The following is a 21,253-nucleotide window of genomic DNA, read 5'->3' as shown; positions in this document are numbered from 1 at the left end:
GCTTCCACCGCCAACGCTTTCAGCTCCGAGGTGCCGTCTGCAGTCTGGCTACACTATACACCGCGCTCTCAGGCATACCAAGTCCGGCGTATCGAGTCGTTACATTTTGCGCAACGGCCACGGCAACGATCACATCGCTTCACATGGCCGTCATATCGGGACGGCAACGCGCAATACAACCCCTGCTTTCAGCGGGAATCGGTGCCGACGTGCGCGTACTGGCGCAGCGCCTCGTCGGCGCGCTCGTTCAGTTCGCGAATGCGCGCGCGCACCGCGTCCACCGGCACCGCGCCGTCTTCCTCCTGCTTGCGGCGCAGCGCGAGCAGATCCGATGCGATGCTGATCGCCGCCATCACGGCCACGCGCTCGACGCCCTTGGTGGAGACGCTGCCCTTCAGCTTGTTCATCTGGGTATCGACCAGTGCCACCGCCTCCAGCAGCGCAGCCTCGTTGTCGGGCGCGATGGCAAAGCGGTACGGCTGGCCGGCGATGGTGACTTCGACTTGCTTGTTGCTCATGCGTGTTCTCCGGGAGCCGGTTGCGGGCGTGTGGTGCCGGCCTCGCCAGCGGCACTGCCGTCGCCGAGCAGGTCGAGCTGGCGTGCGTCGCTGGCCGTCGGCAGCTTGTCCAGGATCGACTGGATGCGCAGTTGGGCTTCCTCGATCTTGATATTGAGCAGCTCGCGATCGGCCGCCATGGCCTCGCGTTCGCCGCGCAGCTGGCCGGCTTCCGCCTGCAGGCGGTCGATCTCCGCGCGCAGCCGCTGGTTTTCCGCCGCCAGCGTATCCGCGTGATGGAGCACGCGCCCGATCTTGGCAGCCAGTTGTTCAAGTTCAGTGAGCATAGTGCTGTCGTGTCCGGTTGAGGTCGGGTTTTCCGGATTCTAGCCGATGCGTGCCTTCGCACGACGGCGGTCAGGGCAATCTGACCGACGCACCGTGCGGAAGTTGCATGGTTCGGCATGCAACAGCATGTAACGCCGCGTCAAATCCGCCGGCCGCCACGCGTCGGCGTCGCATTGACGCGATCCGCGAAACTCCCTACACTCGCGCACGTTCCAGGTGCTCGCAACCCTGTCCGCGACAGGGTTGCAGTTCAACGGGAAACAGGGAGCCAGCCCGGCCGCGCGCCGGCGCCAGCCAACCTGTGCTGCCCCCGCAACGGTAAGCGACCGCGCACGCGCATGCACGCATCCCACGGATGCCGTGGCGCGCCGCGCAGGGCCCTCCACAAGCCACTGAATGCCTCACGCAGACGGGAAGGCGGCCGGCCTGATGTCGCCAGCCCGGATACCGGCCTGAACGTGGGCGCGCACGCATGCACGCATGCAGGATGCACACCGCATGGATGCACACAGCATGAATGCAAGGGCGGCGCGCCTCATCGCCATATGACCCGCGGGGGAACGGGTACCGGCATTCATCCTCCCATCCGAATCATGCGTTCTCCGCTTCAGGCCGCCTGCATGGGCGTCTTCGCCTGCCTGGCTCCTCCCCTTGCGTTCGCGCAATCCCCCACCCCCGCAGAGACCGGAGCGACTCCCGCGTCGCGCTCCGTGGCCGAGCTCGCGCCGGTGGTCGTGACCGCGTCGCGCACCGCGCAGGCCGTTACCGACGCGCTGCCGCACACCACTGTCGTCACGCAGGAAGACATCGTCAATTCCCAAGCGCCCGACCTGCGCACGCTGCTGCGTGGTCAGGCCGGCGTGGAATTTGCCCAGACCGGCGGCATGGGCACCAATACCACGCTGTTCATGCGCGGCGCCAACTCGAACCAGGTGCTGATCCTGATCGACGGCGTGCGCGTGGCCGGCGTCAGCGGCGGTACCGCGCAACTGGCCAATATCCTGCCAGACCAGATCGACCATATCGAGGTGGTGCGCGGCAACGTGTCGGCGCTCTATGGCTCCGACGCGATCGGCGGCGTGGTGCAGATCTTTACCAAGAGTGGCGTGGGCCAGGCCCCGGCTGGCAATGCGCAGGTGGAGTACGGCAGCAACAAGACGCGCTCGGCCAGCGTGGGGTACGGCGGTCAGGTCGGCGCTACGTCGTTCAGCCTGAACGGGTCGATCTTTCGCACCGATGGCTTTTCCGCGGTCAACGTCGATCAGTGGCGCCGCGACAATCCGCGCGTGCCGCTCACGCGCGGGCCCAACCCGAACGACAACCCGTACGAGAACCGCAGCGTCTCCGGCCAGTTGCGGCACAAGTTCAGCGCCGACTGGGATGCCGGGGTGGCGGCCTATTATTCGAACAGCCAGCTGTCGTACGACAGCACGAGTACGCTGGGCAGGTCGACCGACGATCTGCGCATGGACAGCGAGCTGTACACGCTGTCGGCCTTTGTCAATGGCCGGCTGCTGCCGGACTGGACCACGCGTGTGAAGATCGCGCAGAGCCAGGATCGCAGCGAGGGCACGAAGAACGCGCTGTTCGACAGCCTGTTCAGCACCCGTACGCGCCAGGTGAACTGGCAGAACGAATATGCGCTGACGGCCGCGCACAAGCTGCTGTTCGGCACCGACTACCTGCAGCAGACACTGGCGTCGAGCTCGTACAGCGCGCCTTCGCGCAATGTGTTCTCGGTCTACGGTGGCTACGAAGGCCGCATCGGGCGCAACCAGCTCCAGCTCAACGTCCGCAACGACCACTACTCGGACTTCGGCAACCAGGCGACTTTCCTTGCCGGCTACGGCTTCAACGTGACCGAGGCGCTCAAGCTGATCGCCAACGTCAGCAATGCGTTCCGTGCGCCCACGTTCAACGAGCTGTATTTTCCCGGCTTCGGGCAGCCCAACCTCAAGCCGGAGCGTGCCAAGTCGGCCGAGGTCGGGGTGCAATACGACACCCCGCAGGCGGGCCTGCTGCGTGTGACCGCGTTCGAGACGCGCTACAGCGACCTGATCGTCTCCACGCCGGTGGGCGGCGGGCTGTTCCTCGCACAGAACGTCAACCGGGCCAAGGTGCAAGGCATCGAGGCGTCGTGGCGCGCGACGCTGTGGGGCACCGACCTCGGCGCCGCCGTGACCTTCCAGAACCCGGTCGACGAGTCCAATGACACGCAGTTGCTGCGGCGCGCGCGCCGCCATGCGTCGTTCGATGTGGGCCGCAATTTCGGCAGCTGGCGGTTGGGCGGCGAGTGGCTGGTGTCGTCGTCGCGCCTCGACAGCGGCTCGCGCACACTCGGCGGATACGGTATCGTCAACCTCAATGCCCGCTATAACATCACCAAGCAATGGTTCGTCGCCGCGCGTGTGGAGAATCTGTTCGACAAGGACTACCAGCTGGCCTATCCGTACAACACGCAGGGCCGGGCCGGCTATATCACGCTCGGCTGGCGCCAGTGACGACGGGGCGCGATGACTGAGTTCCGGCGTGCACTCGCGCTCTGGCTGGTCCTTGCCGTGGCGGGACTGGCCGTGTTCGCGCTCTCGCTGGCGCTCGGCAGCGTGCGGCTCGACGCCGCGCAGTGGTGGGCCGCGCTGACGGGCGCCGACGGCAGTACCGCTGGCGCCATCGTGCGCGAGCTGCGCCTGCCGCGCGCGATCGCCGCGTTCGCGTGCGGCGGCCTGCTGGCGCTGTCCGGCGCGCTGATGCAGGTGCTGCTGCGCAATCCCTTGGCGGAACCCTATGTCCTGGGCGTGTCCGGCGGCGCGGCCACCGGCGCGCTGCTGGCCATGCTGACGATGCTGCCGCTGTGGACGGTGCAGGTGGGCGCCGCCGGCGGGGCGTTGTGTTCGATGGTGCTGGTGGCCGCGCTTGCCCGGCGCGACCTGCTGCATCCACAGGTCCAGGGCGGCCATCACGAAGCCGGCGCGCGCCTGTTGCTGACCGGCGTGATCCTGGCTGCGGGCTGGGGCGCGCTGATCACGCTGATCCTGGCCGTGGCGCCGGAATCGCGGTTGCGCGGCATGCTGTTCTGGCTGACCGGCGATCTGGGCGGCACCGCCAGCTATGGCGCCGCGCTCGGCACGCTCGTCGCCGCGCTGCTGGTGTCGATGCCGATGGCGCGCTCGCTCAACGTGATGCTGCTTGGCGAGACCATGGCGCAGGCGCTCGGGGTGCGGGTCGGGCGCGTGCGGCTGCTGACGTTCCTGGTGGCGTCGTTCGCGATTGCGGCGGCGATTACCACGGCGGGGTCGATCGGCTTTGTCGGGCTGGTGGTGCCGCACCTGATCCGGCTGGCGTGGGGCAACGACCAGCGCCTGCTGCTGCCAGCCTCGGTCCTGCTCGGTGGCACGCTGCTGATGGCCGCCGATCTGATCGCGCGCACGGTGATCGCGCCCGCGCAGCTGCCGGTCGGCGTGATCACCGCGCTGCTCGGCGTGCCGACGTTCCTGTACCTGCTGTTGCGGAGGCCGCGATGAGCGATTGGTCGAAGCCGCTGGCCAGATGTCCGCGCCTGACGCTGCGCGATGTGCGCCTTGGCACCGGCGCGCGCGTACTTGTCGACGCGCTCGCCTGCACCATCGGTCCCGGCGAACTCTGGGTGGTGGTGGGTCCGAACGGCGTGGGCAAGTCCACGCTGATGGGCGTGCTGGCCGGCTTGCGCGTGTGCCAGGCCGGCGAAGTGACGCTCGACGACGTGCCCCTTGTCACGCTCGCGGCAACCAACCCGGCCGCACTGGCGCGCCAGCGCGCGTATCTGCCGCAGGCCATCCACGATACGTTCTCGATGTCGGTGACCGATGCGGTGCGCGTGGGTCGGCATCCGCATCTGCGCGGCTGGGGCTGGAGCGGGCGCGAGGACGATGCCGTGGTGGCGGCGGTGATCGATGCGCTCGACCTCGCCGGCTTTGGCGCGCGCGACGTACTCACGCTGTCGGGCGGCGAGCGCCAACGGGTGGCGCTGGCGGCGTTGCTGGCGCAGCAGGCGCCGCTGCTGCTGCTCGATGAACCGGTGTCCCACCTCGATCTGCGGCACCAGATCCTGGTGCTGGACCTGCTGGCGCGACTGGTGGGCGCGGGCCGTCACGCCGCGGTGGTGATCCTGCACGATCTCAATCTCGCACGACGCTATGCGACCCATGCGCTGCTGATGGCCGAGGACGGCCGCGCGCTGCACGGTCCGGTTGCCGGCGTGCTGACACCGGAGCAATGTTCGCGCGTGCTGCGCACGCCGATCGTCAGTGTCAGCGATGGCACGCACCGGGCATTGATTCCAGAGGAAATCCGACATGACCAACGATAATCCGGGCGAGCACGCTCACGACAGCACCCAGGACAGCGCCCAGGACAGCGCCCAGGACAGCGCCCAGGACAGCGCCCAGGACAGCGCCCAGGACAGCGCCCAGGACAGCGCCCGGGACGAAGGCCGCGACCAGCGCCACAAGGCGCGCATGGTGCGCAAGAAGGAAGTGGTGGACCAGAAGATCGCCGCCGCGCAGATCGAGCGCGGCGTGATCGTGATTACCACCGGCAACGGCAAGGGCAAGTCCAGCTCGGGCTTCGGCATGGTGATCCGCGCCATGGGCCATGGCATGAAGACCGCCGTGGTGCAGTTCATCAAAGGCGGCATGCCGAGCGGCGAGGAACAGTTCCTGCGGCGTTTTCCCGCCGAGTGCGCGTTCCACGTGATGGGCGAAGGCTATACGTGGGAGACGCAGGACCGTGCGCGCGACGTGGCCAAGGCCGAGGCCGCCTGGGAGGTCGCGCGCGCTATCCTTGCCGATCCGTCGATCGGCCTCGTGCTGCTGGACGAACTCAATATCGCGCTGAAGCTGCACTACCTCGACGTCGAGCGTGTAATTGCCGACCTGCGCGCGCGGCCGCCGATGCAGCATGTGGTGATTACCGGCCGCGGCGCGCCCGATGCGCTGATCGACGCGGCCGATACCGTGACCGACATGACGCTGGTCAAGCACGCGTTCAAGCAGGGCATCAAGGCGCAGCGCGGCGTCGAGATGTAGCGTCTGGCGATGTCGCCACGACGCGCAGTCCGCTGTTCAACCCGCCACTGTTTAGAATCCGCTGTTGAACCCCGGCGGTTCAGCCGCATCGCTGTCCAGCCCCGAACGTAACACCCACCATGCCACCGCTTTCCGATTACCCCGTCCCCGTGCCCCCCATCGCGCCACTCGATGCCGCGCTGCGCCCGGTGCTGCAGGCCGCCATCGACGACAAGACCAAGCCGCTCGGCGCGCTGGGCCGGCTCGAATCGCTCGCGCTGCAGATCGGCCTGATCCTCGGCACGGCCGCGCCCGAGCTCAAGCGCCCGGCCGTGATCGTGTTCGCCGGCGACCATGGCGTGGCCGATGCCGGCGTGAGCGCCTATCCGGCGGAAGTCACCGCGCAGATGGTGCTCAACTTCCTCCAGGGCGGCGCCGCCATCAATGTGTTCTCGCGGCTCCATGGCATGGTGCTGGAAGTGGTGGATGCCGGCGTGCGGGTGCCGCTGCCGGCGGCACCGGGTCTCGTCAACGCGCGCATTGCCGACGGCACGCGCAATTTCGTCGAACAGCCCGCGATGACGCCCGCGCAAACCGCGGCCGCGCTCAACGCGGGCATGGCGCGCGTGCTGCGCCACGCGCAGCAGGGCACCAACGTGATCGGTTTTGGCGAGATGGGCATCGCCAATACGTCGGCCGCCGCCTGCATCATGAGCCGGCTGACCGGCCTGCCGGTCGAGACTTGCACGGGGCGCGGCACCGGCCTTGACGATGCCGCGCTGGCGCGCAAGCGCGCGCTGCTGGCCGGCGCGCTCGCCAGGCATGCCGATGCGGTGGAGCCGCTCGACGTGCTGGCCACGTTTGGCGGCTTCGAGATCGCGATGATCACGGGGGCCTGCCTGGCTGCCGCGGCGAGCCGCATGGTGATTCTGGTCGATGGCTTCATTGTGTCGGCAGCGCTGCTGGTGGCGGCGCGCATCGATCCGGCCGTGCTCGACTACTGCGTGTTCTCGCATTGCTCGCAGGAGCAGGGTCATCGCGCGCTGCTGGAGACGTTGCAGGCAGAGCCGCTGCTTGCGCTCGACCTGCGGCTGGGCGAAGGTACCGGCGCCGCGCTGGCGTGGCCGCTGGTCAATGCCGCCGCGGCCTTTCTGCGCGAGATGGCGACTTTCAGCGGCGCGGGCGTCAGCACCGCCACGGCCTGAACCGCATGCGCGCCGCCGACGAGCTCCGCTTCTTCCTGACCGCACTCGGGTACTTCACGCGCGTGCCGCTGCCGGCGCGGCTGGCGCAGTGGGTCGGCTTCCAGCCGTACTACCTGAATGCGGCCGCACGCCATTTTCCGCTGATCGGCCTGCTGATCGGCGTGGTGGGCGCGCTGGTAACCTGGGTCGCCGCACAACTGTGGCCACCCGCGGTGGCCGTGCTCCTCGGCATGGCCGCCACGCTGCTGCTGACCGGCGCGTTCCACGAGGATGGGCTGGCCGATTGCGCCGACGCCTTCGGTGGCGGCTATACGCCGGAGGACGTGCTGCGCATCATGCACGATTCGCGCGTCGGCGCGTTCGGTGCGATCGCGGTGGTGGTAACGCTGCTGCTCAAGTGGCAACTGCTGCTGGCCATCGGCACCGACGGCGGCATGGCGCTGCTGGCCGGGGTGCTGGTGGCGGCGCACGGCGCCAGTCGCGCGATGGCCATCACCTTTCTTGCCACGCACGACTACGTGCGGGACGAAGGCAAGGCCAGGCCCGTGGCGCAGCGGCTGGCCGGCAGCAGCCTGACGTTTGCGCTGGTGTGTGGCGCATTGCCACTGGTGCTGCTGGCGCCCGGCTTCGCGCTCGCGACCATGGTCGGCATGGCGCTGTTGCAGGTAGCGCTGGGCGCGTACTTCGTGCGGCGTATCGGCGGCTATACCGGCGATTGCCTGGGCTTCGCGCAGCAGCTCGCGGAATTGCTGATCTACCTCGTGGCGGCGGCATGGACCTGGTCCTGATCCGGCATGCGCGGCCAGCGGTGGCGAGCGGCCTGTGCTACGGCCAGCTCGACCTGGCACTGGCCATGCCGATCTCGCCCGATCCCGCGTGCATGGCCGCACCGCTGGTCGCGCTGCCGCCCGAGCGCATCGTCACAAGCCCGGCCGTGCGGGCGCGCGATACCGCGGCCGGGCTGATGCGGCAACTGGGCGGGGAGTCGTGCGGACAGCTACATGGACAGCTACATGGACAGCTACCCGGACCAGCGGCCGGGCAATTCCCGGCGGTGCCCTGCCAGATCGAGCCGCGACTGCGCGAGCTCGACTTCGGCTGCTGGGAAGGGCAGCCATGGGACGCGATTGCGCGCGCCGATCTCGACGACTGGGCGGCCAACCTGATGACGGCGCGTCCGCATGGCGGGGAAAGCGCGGCGCAAGTGATGGCGCGCGTGGTCGACTGGGCGGGCGAGCTCGACGCGGCGGCGCCGACGTGCTGGTGGGTGGTCACCCATGCGGGACCGATGCGCATGCTGGCGGCCCACTTCCTCGGCCTGCCGCTCGCACAGACATTGCAATGGGAGCTTGGCTTCGGCGCCAGCTGCCATCTGCGGATCGGTGAAGGCGGCGTGGCCGCGACGCGCCTTGGCTGGTGGAATCGTACGGTGGCATGAACCGGCCGGCGGCCCACCGCCGCATGGGGCCGCCGCCGCGCCGCGCGCATCGGCCAGCCCTGCCGCGTGACTAACGTGGCCGGCGTGCACGCGCGAGGTCGAGGTCCTTGCAGATCTGCGTGGCGCCTTCCACCACGCGCGGCCCCGCGCGATTGACGAGGTCGCCGTCGACGATAAACAGGTTGCCGCGTGCCACCGCCGTGACCTGTTTCCATTTTTCCCACGGTGCAAAGTCCGCCAGCGGCCGGTCCGGCTGCGTGGCGCCCATGCCGGCGGTCAACATGGCTTCCGGATTGCTGGCCACGACCGCCTCCACCGATACCGTCGGCACCAGCGGTGTTTCATTGGCAAACACATTGCGGCCACCGCACAGCGCGAGCATATCGCTGACCAGATGCTGGCCATTGAGCGTCATTAGCGGCTGTTGCCATACCTGGTAGAAGACGGTCACCGGCGCCCGGTTCGCATAGGTGCGGCGCAGCGTGTCGATGCGCTGGCGGAAGTCCGCCGCGGCGCGCTCGGCGGTGGCACCGGTACCCATCAGCGTGCCGAGCTTCTGCAGGTTCTCGGGGATCGATTCAAGCCGGCGCGGTTCGCTGAAGAACAGCGGCATGCCGAGCGCACGCAGGCGATCGGTCTGCTTCTGCGCGTTGCCGTGCCGCCAGACCACGATCAGGTCCGGCTTGAGCGCGGCGATGCGCTCGAGGTCGAGCGCCTTGTTGTCGCCCACGCGCGGCAGCTCGCGCGCGGCGGGCGGATAGTCGCTGTAGGTCACGGTGCCGACGATGCGGTCACCGCCGCCCGCGGCGTAGAGCAGCTCGGTTACGTGGGGCGCCAGCGAGACGATGCGGCGCGCCGGCTGCGCCAGCGTGACGGTCTGGCCGCTGTCGTCGATGACCGAGATGGCGGCATGCGCGGCTACATACGGCAACGATAGCGCCAGGGCAGCGGTGAGGGCACGAACGGATGTCATGGATGGGGTGGCTGAGGGATGGGAGTGCAGCGGCATGGCGATAGGGAGCCGCGTCGTTGTCATCGATATCGGAACGGACGATGCGAGGCGTTGGTGGTGGCGAGGCCGCTCAAGCCCCGACCGCGATCGCGGCTCTGGTGGCAAGCGCCGCGTCGAGCCGCTGCCAGGCGCCCTCGTCATCCGGCGGCAAGCCAATACGCAAGCTGGGCGGACTATCGCCGGCCGCGTCGAAGCGGCGCGTCCAGATGCCGGCATGCGCCAGCGACGTCTGCATGGCGGCCGCATCGGCACCCGTCACCCAGCAGAACAACGGCTGCATGACGACGGTCAGGCCATGGCGCCGCAACAGCGCGGCCAGGCGCGCACCCTGCAGCGCCAGGCGCTGGCGCGTGGCGGCCTGCCACGCGGTATCGGCCAGCGCACAGCGCGCCACCGTGCGCGCCGGCCCGGCGACGGTCCAATGGCCAAGCGCCTCGCGCAGACGCCCGAGCAGGTTCGGCGCGGCCAGCACAAAGCCGCAGCGCACGCCGGCAAGGCCGTAGAACTTGCCGAGCGAGCGCAGCACCACGAGGCCGGGCAGATGGGCGCGCGCGGCCAGCGACAGATCGGGGCGGCAATCGATAAACGCTTCGTCCACCAGCAGCGTGCCGCCCCGCGCCGCCAGCCGCTTGTGCCAGTCCACCAGCTGTGCGGCGGGCAACAGGCGTCCGGTCGGGTTGTTGGGATTGACCACGACGAGGCAATCCAGCCCGTCGACGACGTCGTCGCGCGCAAACGCCGCTTCGCCCAGCAGCATGACCTCGTGGCCGGCCCGTGCAAACGCGGGGGCATATTCGCTATAGCCGAGCGCGGCGATGCCGACGCGGCCGCGCGCCAGCAGCGTCGGCAAGGTGCGGATGGCGGCCTGCGAGCCGGCCACCGGCAGCGCATGCGCGGCACCATAGGCGGCCGCGGCGGCCTCGGCCAGCCCATCGTCGTCCTGAGGCAGGTGGTGCCAGGCATCGGCCGGCACCGGGGGCACCGGATAGCCAGCCGGATTGATGCCGGTCGAGAGATCGAGCCATTCGTGCGCGGCCCGGCCATAGCGGCGCACCGCCACGAGCAGGTCGCCGCCGTGGCGGATGGGAGCGGTATCGTCGTTCATGTGAGTCGGGCCAGCGGTACGCTGAGCGCGGCTAGCGCCAGCCATAACCACAGCGTGTGTCTGACCAGCCGCAGGCACGCGCCGATATGCGCGGCGGCGGGAGCTTCGCCCATCCCGAGCGGCGGGCGCGCTTCCCATGCGCCGTGATAGCGCGCGCCACCGCCGAGCGTCACGCCCACGGCGCCCGCGCCCGCGGCCATGACCGGGCCCGCATTAGGGCTCGACCAGGCGGGCGCCTGCGCACGCCAGCAGCGCAGTGCCGCGCGCGTATTGCCGAGCAGCGCGTACGAGCACGCGGTCAGGCGCGCCGGCACAAGGTTGAGCAGGTCGTCGAGACGGGCCGCGGCCCAGCCGAAATCGCGCAGCCGCGGGGTACGGTAGCCCCACATGGCATCGAGCGTGTTGGCCAGCCGGAACGCGATGGCCGCTGGCGCGCCGCCGACCAGGAACCAGAACAGCGCGCCGAAGATCGCGTCGTTGCCATTCTCGAGCGCCGATTCGCAGGCCGCGCGCGCGAGCGCCTCGGCGTCGGCATCGTCGGTATCGCGCGACACGATGCGTGCCGTCAGCTGGCGTGCCGTGGTGAGGTCGCCCTGCGCCAGCGCGGTTGCAATCGGTCCGATATGGTCGGCCAGGCTGCGCGCGCCGAGCGTGAAGTAGAGACCTGCGGCATGCAGCAGCCACGCCAGCCACGGCGCGACGCTGGCCACACCGGTGAGCGCGATCCAGGCGATCGCGGCCGGCGCCAATACCAGCAGTGCCCAGCCGCACAAGCCAGCCAGCCGTTGGCGTGGCACCGCGCGGGAGGGGCGGTTGAGGGCGTGTTCCAGCGCGCCCGCGATGCGGCCAAAGCCGACGAGCGGATGCCAGCGGCGCGGCTCGCCGAGCCAACGGTCGAGCAGCACGCCGGCCAGCGCGGCGGCCACGGTGGCCGCCCAGGGCAACATCGTCATGCCGGATCGGCGCCCTTGACCACCACCGGGATACCGGCCACCAGCAGGCGCACGCGGTCGGCCGCAGCGGCCAGCTTCTGGTTCAGCCGGCCGAGTTCGTCGACGTAGAAGCGTGTGATGGCGCCCTGTGGTACCACGCCAAAGCCGATCTCGTTTGAGACCAGGATCACGTGGCCCGGCAACGTCGGCAAGGCGGCCAGCAACGCGTCGATTTCGTCGGTAAAGGCGGGCGGTGGCGTGATGACGCCATATTCGGGATAGGTGCGGTTCTCGTCGAACACCAGATTGTTGAGCCACAGCGTGACGCAGTCCACGAGGATGCAGCCGCCGTGGCGTGCATGCGCATAGAGCGCGTCGGCCAGGCGCACGGGTTCTTCGACCAGGCCCCAGTCGGCCGGGCGACGCGCGCGATGGAGCGCGATGCGCAGCTCCATTTCCTCGTCGGGCGGATCGGCGTCGTGGCGGGCGGTGGCGATATAGGTCACCGGCCCGCCGGTCGCGGTGGCATGGTCGGTGGCCAGTTGCTCGGCGAAGTGGCTCTTGCCCGAGCGCGCGCCGCCGAGCACCAGTGTCAGCTCGCGCGGCGCCGCGCCGTGGGCCGCCTCGCGCGGGGCCGGCTCGACGACCGGTTCGCTGGCGGTGGCCGCGGCGGCGGTGGCTGTCGCGGGCATGTCGGAGGTGGAGATGCCGAGGGCCTTGGGTTCCATCCGGCGTATTGTAGCGGTCGCACCGCGCCATCGCATGCATGGATATTGCAGACGCACGAAAGCGCCGCCACCTGCCCGGCCGTGGTGCATGGCGCCACGGCCGCCGTGGCGGAGCGACGACCCGGTTCCGCCCGGAGGCGATGCGATAATCGCGCCATGCGTTCCGACCCTCTCCCCTCCGCCCCGTTTCCGTTCGACCCGAGTGAGTTGCGGGGCACCCTGATGATCCAGGGCACCACCTCCGACGCGGGCAAGAGTACCGTCGTCGCGGGGCTGTGCCGCGTGCTGGCACGCGCCGGCATACCGGTGGCGCCGTTCAAGCCGCAGAACATGGCGCTCAACAGCGCGGTGACCGTCGATGGCGGCGAGATCGGCCGCGCCCAGGCGTTGCAGGCGCAGGCGGCCAGAATCGCACCGCACACCGACATGAATCCCGTGCTGCTCAAGCCCAGCAGCGATATCGGCGCGCAGGTCATCATTCACGGCCGTGCGCGCATGGACCTCGATGCGCGCGCCTATCACGCGTACAAGCCGCAGGCGATGGCGGCCGTGCTGGAGAGCCACGCGCGTTTGAAGCAGGCCTGGAGCGTGGTGCTGGTCGAGGGCGCGGGCAGCCCGGCCGAGATCAACCTGCGCGCGCGCGATATCGCCAACATGGGCTTTGCCGAACGTGTGGACTGCCCGGTGGTGCTGGTGGCCGATATCGATCGCGGCGGCGTGTTCGCCCATCTGGTCGGCACGCTCGATTGCCTCGCCGAGCGCGAGCGTGCGCGGGTGACCGGCTTCATCATCAATCGCTTCCGCGGCGATATCGGCCTGCTCCAGCCGGGGCTAGACTGGCTGGTCGCGCGTACCGGCAAGCCGGTGTTCGGCGTGCTGCCGTACCTGCACGGCCTGCATCTCGATGCCGAGGACGCGATCGTTGGCACGCAGTCGGACAAGCGGGACGATGCGCTGTTGCGCGTGATCGTGCCGGTGCTGCCGCGCATCTCCAACCATACCGATTTCGACGCGCTGCGCGCGCACCCGGGCGTCGACCTGCGCTTTGTCGGCCCAGGCATGCCGATCCCCGCCGCCGACCTCGTCATCCTGCCAGGCAGCAAGAGCGTGCGCGCCGACCTCGACTTCCTGCGCACCCATGGCTGGGACCGCGCGCTGGCGCGGCACCTGCGCTATGGCGGCAAGGTGATCGGCATCTGCGGCGGCATGCAGATGCTGGGCCGGCACGTGCACGATCCCGATGGCCGCGAGGGGCCGGCCGGCAGCAGCACGGGCCTGGGTCTGCTCGATGTCGACACCACCCTGGCCCCGGAAAAGCAGTTGCGACAGGTCAGCGGCCGCCTGGCGCTGGAGGACGGCGGCGCGACCGTGCGCGGCTACGAGATCCACCTTGGCGTGACCACCGGCGCCGGCCTGGCGCGGCCGGCACTGTGGCTTGGCGACAACAGGCCGGATGGCGTGCTGTCCGCCGACGGGCAGGTGCTCGCGACCTACGTTCATGGGCTGTTCGACGACCCCGCCGCTTGCGGCGCCCTGTTGCGCTGGGCCGGTCTCGCGGCCGCGCAAGGGGTCGACCTGGACGCCCTGCGCGAGGCTTCCATCGAGCGGCTGGCCGACAGCGTGGCCGCTCACCTCGATCTGGCGTCCATGCTGGCGCCGCTGGCGTCGGCAAATGGTCCGGGTGCCGCGATGGAAGCGCCATGGAACCGGTAAACTAGCGCAGATGCCGCGCGGCGCAGCGCGGGTCGTGGCAGCACTCTCGGATAATGGAGGACATTCATGCCGGTAGTCGTGATCGCCAACCCCAAGGGCGGCGTGGGCAAGACCACGCTAGCGACCAATCTTGCCGGGTACTTTGCCAGCCAGGGCCATGCCGTGATGCTCGGCGATACCGACCGCCAGCAATCGTCGCGCGCATGGCTGGGCCTGCGGCCCGCGGCCGCCGCGCCGATCCATAGCTGGGACATCAACGCCGACCATATCGCGCGGCCACCCAAGGGCACCACGCACGTCGTGCTGGATACGCCGGCCGGCCTGCATGGCTGGCGCTTCAGCGACGTCATGAAGCTGGCCCACCGCGTGGTGGTGCCGCTGCAGCCGTCGATGTTCGACATTCTCGCCACGCAGGACTTCCTGACCCGGCTGGCCGACGAGAAGCGCGTGCGCCACGGCGAGGTCGAGGTCGGCGTGATCGGCATGCGCGTGGACATGCGCACGCGCGCGGCCGAGCAGTTGCAACGCTTTGTCGGGGGCGTCGGGCTGCCGGTGCTCGGCTTTCTGCGCGATACGCAGAACTACGTCCAGCTGGCCGCGCACGGGCTCACGTTATGGGATGTGGCACCTTCGCGCGTGGCGCGCGACTGGGAGCAATGGCAGCCGATCCTGCGCTGGCTCGACGGCCAGCCGCCGGCCGCGGAGGCCCCAGCGGCCACGGCGTCCGACCGGCCCGCGCGTGCCGCCACACCCGAGGCGCTGGCCCCCTGAGCGCCGACGGCGCTTCGTTCAAACGCCGACAGCGCTTGGTTCCCCACGCCGACGGGGCTTCACACCCGAGGCCGGCGGCCCGTCGTCCCCCGTTGTCCCCCGTCGTCCCTATGCCCGCGGCGTCAGCCGCGCGAGCAGCGCGTCCACGTCGAACCACGTCACGCGCAGCACCGGCACCATCACGTCGGTGCCATGGAACGGCTCCAGGAACGGTTCCGACTCCTCCCCACCCAACGCCCGGTAGAAACCGCGCGCCGGCTCGTTGTCCGCCAGCACATACAGGAACAGCGCCTTGCCCGGCCATTCCGTCGCCACGCGGCGGACGCAGTGGGCCAGCAGGCGTTTGCCGAGGCCTTGCCCGTGATACGCGGGAAGCACATGCAGATTGTCGAGATAAATCCCGTAGCCGGGCTCGGCCAGCGGCATCAGGCACGCAAAGCCGGCCGCCTCGCCATCCACGCGCGCGATGGTGACTTCGAGCGGGCCCTCGGCATCGTCCTCCATGCGGGCGCGCCAGGTGGCGCGGCGCTCGGCGGCGGCCTGATGCTCAAGATAGTCGACCGGCACCAGACCGGCGTAGGCGTGGCGCCAGCTTTCCGCGTGCAGTCGCGCCAGCAGTTCGGCATCGGCCCGCGTGGCGGGCTCCAGCGAGAGGTGTGGGGACGGCGTCGGCGATGATTGTGGAGCGGAGGGGAGACCGGCCGGATCCGGTGGGGTGGAAGACGTAGGCATGGCAAGCGGTGTTGGCAGTACGCGACTTCTGCGGCGGATGGGGCGATTTTAGTTCGGTACTGCTAGAATCGCGAATCCTTCGCATTTGCATTTGCAAACACGTGGATTTCGGCCGGCGCACCCGGCATCCTACGCCCCCTTTGCTCTGCCCACCGCTCTGCCTACCGTTCCGTCATGGTTTCCGGCCCGCTGCGTACCGTCTTCGTCAAAGTCCATCTCTATATCGGGCTCACCTTCGGCCTGCTGTTCGTCCTGATGGGGCTGACCGGCACCGTCCTGACCTGGCGCGAGGAAATCGATGCGGCGCTGAATCCGGACCTGCTGGTGGCCTCAGCGCCCGCGCGCGTACCCGTGGGCGGGCCGTCGATCGACGCGGTGACACGCAAGCTGCTGGCGGATCCGCGCTATGGCCGGCCCAGTTCGCTGATGCTGCCGCGCGACGAGCACGGCGTCTTTGTCGCGGTCTATCCGCTCAAGGGCCCCGAGGCCGGTCCCGGACGGTCGCGCCAGGTCATGGTCGATCCGATCACGCTCGACATCAAGGGCGAGCGCCTGTGGGGCGTGCCGGGGCTGTCGCGCCAGCAACTGGTGCCGACCATCTTTCATCTGCATCGATACCTGCTGGCCGGCGATACCGGCAAGACCATTACCGGCATCTGCGGCATGGTGATCCTGATCACCGTGCTGATGGGCCTCGTGCTCTGGCTGCCGCGCATGAACCGGCGCGCGTGGCTGCAATCCGTGCGCATCTCGCACGGCGGCTCGTGGCCGCGCTTCAATTTTTCGCTGCACCGCGCCGGCGGCCTGTTTATCGCACCGGTGCTGCTGATGTCGGCGTTCTCGGGCTGGTACCTGAACCTGCCGAAATGGGTCACGCCGATCATCGGCAGCGTGATGACGCTGTCGGCGCCGGCCAGGCCGCAGTCGGCCCCGGCCGAAGCGGGCACGCACACGCTGTCGCCCGCGCTGGCCGTGGCCGCCGCGCAGCGCGAGTATCCCGATGCGCTGGTGACCCGCGTCGGGCTGCCGCGCAAGCCGGGCGACGTGTACGAGATCCGCCTGCGCCAGCCCGGCGAGATTCGCGAGGACGCCGGCGCCACGCGCCTGTGGCTCGATGCCCATACCGGCCAGCGGCTCGGCGCGCGCGATCCGATGCAGGCGACCTCGGGCGACGCGTTTATTAACTGGCTGTTCCCGTTGCATACGGGCGAGGCATTCGGCATTCCCGGCCGCGTCTTTATTACGCTCTACGGCTTTGCGCCGCTGATGTTCGCGCTGACGGGGATCCTGATCTGGTGGAAGCGCCGGAGCGGGCATCGCCGGCATATGGCGCGTGAACGGGAGCGCGAGCGTGCGCGCCTGAAGGTCGCGCGGCGCGCGCGGGGTGCGCACGGCGCCTGAGCGGCGCGGTCCGGCCGCACGCGCGGTCAGGCCGCGCGCGGCCCGGGCTGGTCAGATTTCCAGGTTGTCGATCAGGCGGGTCGCGCCGAGCCTGGCGGCCGTCAGCACCACCAGCGGCTCGCCCGCCGCGAATTCCTCGCGCGTGGGCGGCTGCAGGTTGACGCGCTTGCGAATGGCCACGTAGTCCGGCTGCCAGCCGCGTTGGCGCAGGATCTCCACGGCGTCGGCTTCCACCGTGGTCAGTTCCACGCCGTCGCCACCGAGCACGGTATCGCGGACATGATGGAGCGTGCGGTACAGCTCGGGCGCTTCCGCACGCTCGGCCTCGCCCAGATAGCGATTGCGCGACGACAGCGCCAGGCCATCGTCGGCGCGCACGGTCTCGGCCGGCACGATATCGATCGGCAGCGCGAACTGCTGCACCATGCGGCGCACGATCATGAGCTGCTGGTAATCCTTCTTGCCGAACACCGCCACGCGCGGCTGCGCGCACGAGAACAGCTTCATCACCACGGTGCAGACGCCCTTGAAGAAGCCCGGGCGGAATTCGCCTTCCAGGATGTCGCCGAGGTCGTGCGGCGGCTCCACGCGGTATTCCTGCGGCACCGGATACATGTCGCGCTCCGTCGGCGCAAACAGCACGTAGACGCCTTCCTTCTGCAGCTTCTCGATGTCGTCCTGCAGCGTGCGCGGGTACTTGTCGAAGTCCTCGTTGGGACCGAACTGCAGGCGGTTGACGAAGATCGACGCCACCACGGGGTCGCCATGCTGGCGTGCCAGCCGCATCAGCGACAGATGGCCTTCGTGGAGGTTACCCATGGTCGGGACGAAGGCCACGCGGTTCTGTCCGCGCAACTGGTCCCGCAGCTCTTGGATGGACGAGATGACTTTCATGAATGTGGTGTGCTGTCGTGCTGCCGTGCTGTTGTAGTAGAGGCCCGATGCGCCGGTCCGCGGGAGCGGCCGTGTCCGGGTGTGCCGGTCTGGTGCATTGCCTGCCGGCTGTCGGCGGATTGTAGAACAGGCACGGCGCGACCGGGCGGCCGCGCGGCCGCAGAATCAGGTCGGCGTGTACGCCAATCGCACATAAATCGGCGCAAACGGCTCCGCCTGCGTGATTTCCACCAGCGATTCGCGCGACAGTTCCAGCATCGCGATAAAGTTCACCACCACCACCGGCACGCCCTTGCCCGAGCGGATGGCCTCGTCGAACAGCTCGGTGAATTCCATGAAGCGCGCATGCTGAAGCCGGCGCAGGATCTGGCTCATATGCTCGCGCACGGACAGTTCCTCGCGCGAGATCTTGTGGTGCTGGTTGAGCTTGGCGCGCTTGAGCACATCGGCCCAGGCGGCCTGCAGGTCGACCGTTTCGACGTCGGGGAAGCGCGGCGCCAGGCTCTGCTCGATGTACACCTGCGAGCGCAGAAAGTCGCGGCCGAGCTGCGGCACGTGGTCGAGGCGCTGGGCGGCCAGCTTCATCTGCTCGTATTCGAGCAGGCGGCGCACCAGCTCGGCGCGCGGATCCTCGGCTTCCTCGTCGGTGTCGGCCTTCTTCACCGGCAGCAGCATGCGCGACTTGATCTCGATCAGCATCGCCGCCATCAGCAGATATTCCGCCGCGAGCTCAAGGTTGCTCTTGCGGATCTGTTCGATATACAGGAGATACTGCCGCGTCACCTGGGACATCGGAATGTCCAGGACATTGAAGTTCTGCTTGCGGATCAGGTACAGCAGCAGGTCGAGCGGGCCTTCGAACGCCTCGAGGAAGATCTCCAGCGCGTCGGGCGGGATATAGAGGTCCTGCGGCAGCTTGAACAGCGGCTCGCCGTAGAGTCGCGCGAACGCCATGCCGTCGACCATGTCGACGGGGCCGTTCGCCCGCTCGCCATCCCCGGCCACGCTCGGCAGTTCCACGGGCAGGGTCAGCTTTTCCTGGGGGTTGCCCGTCTCGCTCGGCGGCATGCGTTCAGTGTCCGGTGGGAATGGCGGAGAAGCCGGCCGCGCGTGCGGCGCGGCCCGCCAGATCAGTTGTCGAGCGAGTAAACGTACGGCTTCTGGGCCACGCGCGAGGCGCGTGCGCGCTGGCGTTCGTCGAGGTCGATCGGTGCCTTGTCCCACAGCAGGGACCGGCCCTCACGCTGTTCCGCCTCGAGCGACGGGCGCTCTTCCTTCAGCGTCTTCAGGAACTGGGTGATGTCCGATTCGTACATGGCCATGATGAAACCTGTGCCCGGCGGGCGTGTTGGTGGGGGTGGGGCAGGATTTTACCGTATCGGCCGCCCGAATTGGCCATCGGGTCGCCGGCGCCGGCCACCGGACCCTGCCGCGCCCTGGCCGATGGCCCCGCAGACCGCACCGGTAGGCGGTTTCTGACAGTCATTCGTGGCGGGGTGTGGTCAAATAGCGACTTCGCTGGTTCGACATGGACGGATGACGATCGACCGTGGCCCACGGGCCGCACTGACCCTCGCCGGACGGGTGCCGCACATCATTCCGCACATGATTCCGCCCATCGTTCCGCACCGGATTGCGCCCGTGATCGCGCGCCTCCTGCCGCACTGCGTTCCCTGCGTGGTGCTGGCGCTGGCGTTGCTGTACGCCGCGCCCGCGCGCGCCGTGTACAAGGTCGAGGTGGAAGCGCCGAAGGCGCTCAAGGATATCCTCCAGGAGCATCTCGACCTCGCCCGCTATGCCAGCCGCACCGATATTACCGACGACCAGTTCGCGTACATGGTGGAAACCGTGGGCGATCAGGTGCGCCAGTTCGCCTCGACCGAGGGGTGGTTCGATCCCACCACCACCGCGCGGGTGGAAGGTCAAGGCGACCAGCGCGTGGTGCATGTGACCGTCGACGCCGGCGCGCGCACGCTGATCCGCCAGGTGGATGTGACGGTCGACGGCCCCGCCGCCACGCAGTCGCCGGAACAGGTGGCCGAGATGCGCGCCAAGTGGGGCCTGCCCGTGGGCGAACCGTTCCGCCAGGAGGACTGGGACAAGGCCAAGGAAAACGCACTGCTCACGCTGCAGAGCCACACCTACTATGGCGCCAGGCTGGCGGCGTCGCGCGCGCGCGTGGACGCCGACGAGCATGCCGCCGACCTGTCCGCGCGGTACGACAGTGGCCCCGCCTACGTGCTGGGACCGCTGGAAATCTCGGGCACGCGCCGCTATCCCGCGCAGATCGTCCGCAACGTCAATCCGCTCAAGGAAGGCGAGCCCTACCGTGTGGAGCGGCTGCTCGAATTGCAGCGCGCCATCCAGAACCAGCCGTATTTCTCCAACGTGCAGGTCGACCTGGAGAGCCCGTCCGCGGCCGACGCCGAACAGGCCGCCGCGCGCGGCGAGGCGGTCACCGCGCCGGTCAAGGTGCGCGTGCGCGAGTATCCGGTCCACCGGCTCAGTTCGGGCGTCGGCTTCACCACCGATACCGGCGCCCAGGTGGAGGGCCGGTATTCGTACTACAACCTGTTCAACCGGGCGTGGGTGCTGGACTCGCAGGCCCGTATCGAGCAGAAGCGCCAGTATGCGTTCCTGGAGGCCGCCATGCCGCCGGACTCGCATACCTACCGCAACAGCATCTATGGCAGCTACGAGCGCACCATCGACATCGAGAGCACCGACCTGACCAGCTGGCGCACCGGCCTCAAGCGTTCGCGCTCGCGCGAGAAGTACGACACCACGTGGTCGCTCGACTTCTACTACGACAACCTGGAGCCGTTCGGCCAGCCCGCCCAGCTCTCCAAGGCGCTGGTGCCGGCCTTTGCCTGGACGCGCCGCGACGTCGACAACCCGGTTTTTCCGCGCCGGGGCAACGTGATCAACACGCAGATCGGGGTGGCCGCCAAGAACGTGCTGTCCGATGCCACCTTCCTGCGCGTCTATGGCCGGATTCGCCAGTACATTCCGGTGCGTAGCCGCGACCTCGTGATCGCGCGGCTGGAGCTCGGCGCCGACATGACGTCGTCCGACCCGGCCAAGATTCCCGCCTCGCTGCGTTTCCGCGCGGGCGGCACGGATTCCATCCGCGGCTACAGCTACCAGTCGATCGGCACGCCGAACGGTGCCAGCGTGCTGCCGGCGCGCTATCTTGGTACCGCCAGCCTCGAGTACCAGTACTGGTTCCTGCCGGACTGGGGCGCCGCGGTGTTCTGGGACGTGGGTACCGCCACCAACAACCTGGACGGCATCACGCTCTTCAACGGCGTGGGCGTGGGCGCACGCTGGCGCAGCCCGGTGGGCCCGGTGCAGCTGGATATCGGCTACGGCATCCAGCAGAACCAGTTCCGTCCGCATATTTCGCTGGGGGTGGCCTTCTGATGACGGCGCGTG

General features: G+C 69.0%; 21 protein-coding genes and 1 riboswitch. Of the genes, 11 read left to right on the top strand and 10 right to left on the bottom strand.

From position 1 onward, the window contains the following. Positions 1-188: 188 nt before the first annotated feature. Positions 189-518, bottom strand: coding sequence for a cell division protein ZapA (locus tag DFLDMN_RS09650; RefSeq protein ID WP_423198244.1), 330 nt, complete (start codon positions 516-518; stop codon positions 189-191). After that, on the bottom strand, positions 515-844 hold the full coding sequence (locus DFLDMN_RS09645) for a hypothetical protein (protein WP_423198243.1): 330 nt from the start codon (positions 842-844) through the stop codon (positions 515-517). Before DFLDMN_RS09645 ends, DFLDMN_RS09650 begins: the two co-directional genes overlap by 4 nt. A gap of 197 nt (positions 845-1,041) precedes the next feature. Next, a riboswitch (cobalamin riboswitch) is annotated at positions 1,042-1,315 on the top strand. Positions 1,316-1,438: 123 nt separating this feature from the next. Between DFLDMN_RS09645 and DFLDMN_RS09640 the strand changes: the two genes are divergently transcribed. The 7 genes from DFLDMN_RS09640 (at position 1,439) to cobC (ending at position 8,530) form a co-directional block, all read left to right on the top strand. Next, positions 1,439-3,346, top strand: coding sequence for a TonB-dependent receptor plug domain-containing protein (locus DFLDMN_RS09640; RefSeq protein ID WP_423198241.1), 1,908 nt, complete (start codon positions 1,439-1,441; stop codon positions 3,344-3,346). A gap of 12 nt (positions 3,347-3,358) precedes the next feature. Then, the gene (locus tag DFLDMN_RS09635; protein WP_423198240.1) at positions 3,359-4,366 is read left to right on the top strand and encodes a FecCD family ABC transporter permease; all 1,008 of its coding nucleotides are present in this window, start codon (positions 3,359-3,361) and stop codon (positions 4,364-4,366) included. After that, positions 4,363-5,190, top strand: a complete 828-nt coding sequence (locus DFLDMN_RS09630) for an ABC transporter ATP-binding protein (RefSeq protein WP_423198239.1) — start codon at positions 4,363-4,365, stop codon at positions 5,188-5,190. The genes DFLDMN_RS09635 and DFLDMN_RS09630 overlap by 4 nt, the downstream gene beginning before the upstream one ends. After that, the gene (gene cobO, locus DFLDMN_RS09625; RefSeq protein WP_423198238.1) at positions 5,177-5,908 is read left to right on the top strand and encodes a cob(I)yrinic acid a,c-diamide adenosyltransferase; all 732 of its coding nucleotides are present in this window, start codon (positions 5,177-5,179) and stop codon (positions 5,906-5,908) included. The genes DFLDMN_RS09630 and cobO overlap by 14 nt, the downstream gene beginning before the upstream one ends. 119 nt (positions 5,909-6,027) lie before the next feature. Further along, positions 6,028-7,092, top strand: a complete 1,065-nt coding sequence (gene cobT / locus DFLDMN_RS09620) for a nicotinate-nucleotide--dimethylbenzimidazole phosphoribosyltransferase (protein WP_423198237.1) — start codon at positions 6,028-6,030, stop codon at positions 7,090-7,092. A 5-nt stretch (positions 7,093-7,097) separates the two neighbouring features. Next, the gene (locus DFLDMN_RS09615) at positions 7,098-7,880 is read left to right on the top strand and encodes an adenosylcobinamide-GDP ribazoletransferase (RefSeq protein ID WP_423198236.1); all 783 of its coding nucleotides are present in this window, start codon (positions 7,098-7,100) and stop codon (positions 7,878-7,880) included. Next, the gene (gene cobC, locus DFLDMN_RS09610; protein WP_423198235.1) at positions 7,865-8,530 is read left to right on the top strand and encodes an alpha-ribazole phosphatase family protein; all 666 of its coding nucleotides are present in this window, start codon (positions 7,865-7,867) and stop codon (positions 8,528-8,530) included. Before DFLDMN_RS09615 ends, cobC begins: the two co-directional genes overlap by 16 nt. A 70-nt stretch (positions 8,531-8,600) precedes the next feature. Here the strand turns inward: cobC and DFLDMN_RS09605 are convergent, their stop codons facing one another. The 4 genes from DFLDMN_RS09605 to cobU form a co-directional block, all read right to left on the bottom strand. Beyond that, positions 8,601-9,503, bottom strand: coding sequence for a cobalamin-binding protein (locus tag DFLDMN_RS09605; protein ID WP_423198234.1), 903 nt, complete (start codon positions 9,501-9,503; stop codon positions 8,601-8,603). Between the two features lie 109 nt (positions 9,504-9,612). Next, a complete protein-coding gene (gene cobD, locus DFLDMN_RS09600; RefSeq protein ID WP_423198233.1) occupies positions 9,613-10,647 on the bottom strand; it encodes a threonine-phosphate decarboxylase CobD in 1,035 nt (344 codons plus the stop codon). After that, entirely contained in the window at positions 10,644-11,600 is a 957-nt protein-coding gene (gene cbiB, locus DFLDMN_RS09595; RefSeq protein ID WP_423198232.1) for an adenosylcobinamide-phosphate synthase CbiB, read from the bottom strand. Before cbiB ends, cobD begins: the two co-directional genes overlap by 4 nt. Next, entirely contained in the window at positions 11,597-12,307 is a 711-nt protein-coding gene (cobU, locus tag DFLDMN_RS09590) for a bifunctional adenosylcobinamide kinase/adenosylcobinamide-phosphate guanylyltransferase (RefSeq protein WP_423198231.1), read from the bottom strand. Before cobU ends, cbiB begins: the two co-directional genes overlap by 4 nt. A gap of 222 nt (positions 12,308-12,529) precedes the next feature. Between cobU and DFLDMN_RS09585 the strand changes: the two genes are divergently transcribed. Next, on the top strand, positions 12,530-14,020 hold the full coding sequence (locus DFLDMN_RS09585; protein ID WP_423198366.1) for a cobyric acid synthase: 1,491 nt from the start codon (positions 12,530-12,532) through the stop codon (positions 14,018-14,020). 66 nt (positions 14,021-14,086) lie between these two features. Then, positions 14,087-14,791, top strand: a complete 705-nt coding sequence (locus DFLDMN_RS09580) for an AAA family ATPase (RefSeq protein ID WP_423198230.1) — start codon at positions 14,087-14,089, stop codon at positions 14,789-14,791. Between the two features lie 108 nt (positions 14,792-14,899). On the opposite strand, the gene DFLDMN_RS09575 is transcribed toward DFLDMN_RS09580, so the two are convergent. After that, complete coding sequence (locus DFLDMN_RS09575) at positions 14,900-15,523, bottom strand: GNAT family N-acetyltransferase (RefSeq protein ID WP_423198229.1); 624 nt, start codon at positions 15,521-15,523, stop codon at positions 14,900-14,902. A gap of 174 nt (positions 15,524-15,697) precedes the next feature. On the opposite strand from DFLDMN_RS09575, the gene DFLDMN_RS09570 reads away from it, so the two are divergent. Further along, a complete protein-coding gene (locus DFLDMN_RS09570; protein ID WP_423198228.1) occupies positions 15,698-16,924 on the top strand; it encodes a PepSY-associated TM helix domain-containing protein in 1,227 nt (408 codons plus the stop codon). Positions 16,925-16,975: 51 nt separating this feature from the next. Here the strand turns inward: DFLDMN_RS09570 and panC are convergent, their stop codons facing one another. From panC to DFLDMN_RS09555, 3 genes are all read right to left on the bottom strand, one after another. Then, positions 16,976-17,818 (bottom strand): pantoate--beta-alanine ligase, encoded by an 843-nt coding sequence (gene panC / locus DFLDMN_RS09565; protein ID WP_423198227.1) that lies wholly within the window; start codon positions 17,816-17,818, stop codon positions 16,976-16,978. Between the two features lie 165 nt (positions 17,819-17,983). Beyond that, positions 17,984-18,886, bottom strand: a complete 903-nt coding sequence (locus DFLDMN_RS09560; protein WP_423198226.1) for a segregation and condensation protein A — start codon at positions 18,884-18,886, stop codon at positions 17,984-17,986. 62 nt (positions 18,887-18,948) lie between these two features. Continuing rightward, positions 18,949-19,140 (bottom strand): DUF3460 family protein, encoded by a 192-nt coding sequence (locus DFLDMN_RS09555; RefSeq protein ID WP_423198225.1) that lies wholly within the window; start codon positions 19,138-19,140, stop codon positions 18,949-18,951. A 214-nt stretch (positions 19,141-19,354) separates the two neighbouring features. On the opposite strand from DFLDMN_RS09555, the gene DFLDMN_RS09550 reads away from it, so the two are divergent. Beyond that, positions 19,355-21,241 (top strand): autotransporter assembly complex protein TamA, encoded by a 1,887-nt coding sequence (locus tag DFLDMN_RS09550; RefSeq protein WP_423198224.1) that lies wholly within the window; start codon positions 19,355-19,357, stop codon positions 21,239-21,241. The last annotated feature ends 12 nt before the right edge of the window (positions 21,242-21,253 follow it).

Source organism: Cupriavidus sp. H19C3 (genome assembly GCF_049393815.1).
Classification (GTDB): Bacteria; Pseudomonadota; Gammaproteobacteria; order Burkholderiales; family Burkholderiaceae; genus Cupriavidus.
Note: the sequence above shows the minus strand (reverse complement) of the source record. Positions and strands in the feature narration are given on the sequence as shown.

Coding starts and splice junctions, on each gene's coding strand:
- DFLDMN_RS09550 (WP_423198224.1), top strand. CDS start 19,355: ATGACGATCGACCGTGGCCCACGGGCCGCACTGACCCTCGCCGGACGG.
- DFLDMN_RS09585 (WP_423198366.1), top strand. CDS start 12,530: ATGATCCAGGGCACCACCTCCGACGCGGGCAAGAGTACCGTCGTCGCG.
- DFLDMN_RS09560 (WP_423198226.1), bottom strand. CDS start 18,886: ATGCCGCCGAGCGAGACGGGCAACCCCCAGGAAAAGCTGACCCTGCCC.
- cobU (WP_423198231.1), bottom strand. CDS start 12,307: ATGGAACCCAAGGCCCTCGGCATCTCCACCTCCGACATGCCCGCGACA.
- DFLDMN_RS09580 (WP_423198230.1), top strand. CDS start 14,087: ATGCCGGTAGTCGTGATCGCCAACCCCAAGGGCGGCGTGGGCAAGACC.
- cobC (WP_423198235.1), top strand. CDS start 7,865: ATGGACCTGGTCCTGATCCGGCATGCGCGGCCAGCGGTGGCGAGCGGC.
- DFLDMN_RS09640 (WP_423198241.1), top strand. CDS start 1,439: ATGCGTTCTCCGCTTCAGGCCGCCTGCATGGGCGTCTTCGCCTGCCTG.
- cobD (WP_423198233.1), bottom strand. CDS start 10,647: ATGAACGACGATACCGCTCCCATCCGCCACGGCGGCGACCTGCTCGTG.
- cbiB (WP_423198232.1), bottom strand. CDS start 11,600: ATGACGATGTTGCCCTGGGCGGCCACCGTGGCCGCCGCGCTGGCCGGC.
- panC (WP_423198227.1), bottom strand. CDS start 17,818: ATGAAAGTCATCTCGTCCATCCAAGAGCTGCGGGACCAGTTGCGCGGA.
- DFLDMN_RS09650 (WP_423198244.1), bottom strand. CDS start 518: ATGAGCAACAAGCAAGTCGAAGTCACCATCGCCGGCCAGCCGTACCGC.
- DFLDMN_RS09575 (WP_423198229.1), bottom strand. CDS start 15,523: ATGCCTACGTCTTCCACCCCACCGGATCCGGCCGGTCTCCCCTCCGCT.
- DFLDMN_RS09645 (WP_423198243.1), bottom strand. CDS start 844: ATGCTCACTGAACTTGAACAACTGGCTGCCAAGATCGGGCGCGTGCTC.
- DFLDMN_RS09635 (WP_423198240.1), top strand. CDS start 3,359: ATGACTGAGTTCCGGCGTGCACTCGCGCTCTGGCTGGTCCTTGCCGTG.
- cobO (WP_423198238.1), top strand. CDS start 5,177: ATGACCAACGATAATCCGGGCGAGCACGCTCACGACAGCACCCAGGAC.
- cobT (WP_423198237.1), top strand. CDS start 6,028: ATGCCACCGCTTTCCGATTACCCCGTCCCCGTGCCCCCCATCGCGCCA.
- DFLDMN_RS09570 (WP_423198228.1), top strand. CDS start 15,698: ATGGTTTCCGGCCCGCTGCGTACCGTCTTCGTCAAAGTCCATCTCTAT.
- DFLDMN_RS09615 (WP_423198236.1), top strand. CDS start 7,098: ATGCGCGCCGCCGACGAGCTCCGCTTCTTCCTGACCGCACTCGGGTAC.
- DFLDMN_RS09555 (WP_423198225.1), bottom strand. CDS start 19,140: ATGGCCATGTACGAATCGGACATCACCCAGTTCCTGAAGACGCTGAAG.
- DFLDMN_RS09605 (WP_423198234.1), bottom strand. CDS start 9,503: ATGACATCCGTTCGTGCCCTCACCGCTGCCCTGGCGCTATCGTTGCCG.
- DFLDMN_RS09630 (WP_423198239.1), top strand. CDS start 4,363: ATGAGCGATTGGTCGAAGCCGCTGGCCAGATGTCCGCGCCTGACGCTG.